The 1,798-nt window shown below is 45.6% G+C and carries 2 protein-coding genes and 1 pseudogene; 1 reads left to right on the top strand and 2 read right to left on the bottom strand.

All coding sequences use genetic code 11. The annotated features are described in order from the left end of the window. The first annotated feature begins 32 nt into the window (after positions 1 to 32). A complete protein-coding gene (locus tag LGZ99_RS24315) occupies positions 33 to 659 on the top strand; it encodes a tail fiber assembly protein (protein ID WP_046975785.1) in 627 nt (208 codons plus the stop codon). 31 nt (positions 660 to 690) lie between these two features. On the opposite strand, the gene LGZ99_RS24310 is transcribed toward LGZ99_RS24315, so the two are convergent. Both LGZ99_RS24310 and LGZ99_RS24305 read right to left on the bottom strand, forming a co-directional pair. Then, the gene (locus LGZ99_RS24310) at positions 691 to 1,041 is read right to left on the bottom strand and encodes a tail fiber assembly protein (RefSeq protein ID WP_046976929.1); all 351 of its coding nucleotides are present in this window, start codon (positions 1,039 to 1,041) and stop codon (positions 691 to 693) included. Between the two features lie 2 nt (positions 1,042 to 1,043). Then, a pseudogene (locus LGZ99_RS24305) lies at positions 1,044 to 1,798 on the bottom strand (hypothetical protein); the annotation flags it as partial.

The raw sequence follows: 1,798 nt of genomic DNA, 5'->3' as shown, positions 1-1,798 counted from the left end.
ATCGCATTTAACTACATAGTGAGAGCCGCATAATGACAGAGCAAAAGTATTCTTTAGAACATGAAACAGCCGTATTGGGTAAAGACGGATTAGCCACTCAGGCCGGGTGGATAAAGGTTTATCACTCGAATCAGATAACAAGAGAATTCACGAGCTCTGATATCGAGTATGTGATGCTCGGTGTCAGTTTATCGGCGGGTGCTTATCCTGATGCTCCAGAGTTACCGAAATCTGATGACGAGGCTGTCTGCCGCAGCATGGACGGTAAATGTTGGGAAATCCTCCCAGACTATCGCGGAAAAATCGCTTACGATACGAAAACTCGTCAAAAACGTGAGATAACTGAAATCGGTGAGCTGCCCGATACGCTGACTTTCAAGAAACCTGACACCGACTATGACAAATGGGACGGCAAAGAGTGGGTAGTTGATAAAGATCTCTTGAAATCCAGTCAGATTAATAATGCCAAGCAACAACAAGCAACACTGTTACGACAAGCGAATGAAACACTTTCGTTACTCCAAGACTCTGTTGATTTGGAAGTTGCTACTGAAGCAGAAAGAGCCGCTTTACTCGAATGGAAGAAATATCGGGTATTACTCACTCGTGTAGATACTTCACTGGCTCTTGATGTTACATGGCCTGAGATGCCGAAGTAAAATATTCAGAGGGCCAGCAATGGCCCTGCTCTCACTTCGGCACATCCGGCCATTGGATATCGGGTGCGGTAGTACAATCCACCCGATTGAGCAGCACCCGGTATTTACGCCATTCGGTTAATGCGAATTTTTCCGAGTTGGTGGCGATACTCAAATCGACTGCATCCTGGTAGATATCGATTTTTTCTGTGGCAGTCCTGAGTAGGTATTGTTTTTCATATTCCACGTGTTGTTGTAACTGCTCCGGTGTGGGTGGTGGGTTTGCAATCGCCATAGCCTCAGCTTCTGTGACAAGGATTAAATCCGGTTTAATCCAATCGTTCTGAGAACCGTCTGACTCGTATGCATAAACCTGATTGTCTTTAGATTTGTAATATTTCATCATTACCTCAGCTCAATCCAATTATTAATCACTACCCACTCAGACGGTTGTCCCCAGCCACCATTAACACGATATGTTGCACCAGGAGGGACAATCGCACATAGAGACACAATTTCATCAACGCTTATCCAACGGTAAGCAACCCGCAACCCGCTGACTGTAATATCGATACTGAACGGGCTTGATGCTCCTGTTCTGTTTGATTCAATGTAAACAATGATGGGTTTATCGCTGGAATTTGTGTACGTTGTTTTATTTCGGCGATTGGATATAACGTCAGTCCATTTCTGACCGACACCGAGCAACTGTTCAACCAACGCCATCGTGCCGGATTTTTTCCGTATATCCACATAGTGCATTGTGTCATCTTTCTTATCCCTATACCGGATAGTCAGCATATTTTCGCTGTTATCAGGATTGGAGTTTAACGTGGTGTTGTAACCACTCGGCTTTTTGAATTCAATACCAGACCAGTCATGCGTTGCATCAACATGCAGGTTGCCACAGGTGAAGGTTTCCTGTGAGGTTTTGTACGCGAATTTGGTATTGGACTCATCACGGGAATAGGCGCCAACAACTGCCGCTGAGGGGGGAAACGCCTCGCTGTACGCACGCGACCAGCCACCATGGTCAAAATGATCATACAGTTTGGTCGCCCCAATCCACCCTTTGGCTTCAATATCGTCGTCAGCATAAACTTTCCCTGTAATTTGTCCGCCTGTTTTCGGATAGGCATTTTTTGCCTGCTCTACTGTTC

The sequence above is a fragment of the Photorhabdus temperata genome (assembly GCF_025384845.1).
Lineage (GTDB): Bacteria > Pseudomonadota > Gammaproteobacteria > Enterobacterales > Enterobacteriaceae > Photorhabdus > Photorhabdus temperata.
This window is presented reverse-complemented; position numbering and strand designations above follow the sequence as displayed.

What these genes read in the sequence shown, in the direction of transcription:
- LGZ99_RS24310 (WP_046976929.1), bottom strand. Translation starts at nt 1,041, where the DNA reads ATGAAATATTACAAATCTAAAGACAATCAGGTTTATGCATACGAGTCA.
- LGZ99_RS24315 (WP_046975785.1), top strand. Translation starts at nt 33, where the DNA reads ATGACAGAGCAAAAGTATTCTTTAGAACATGAAACAGCCGTATTGGGT.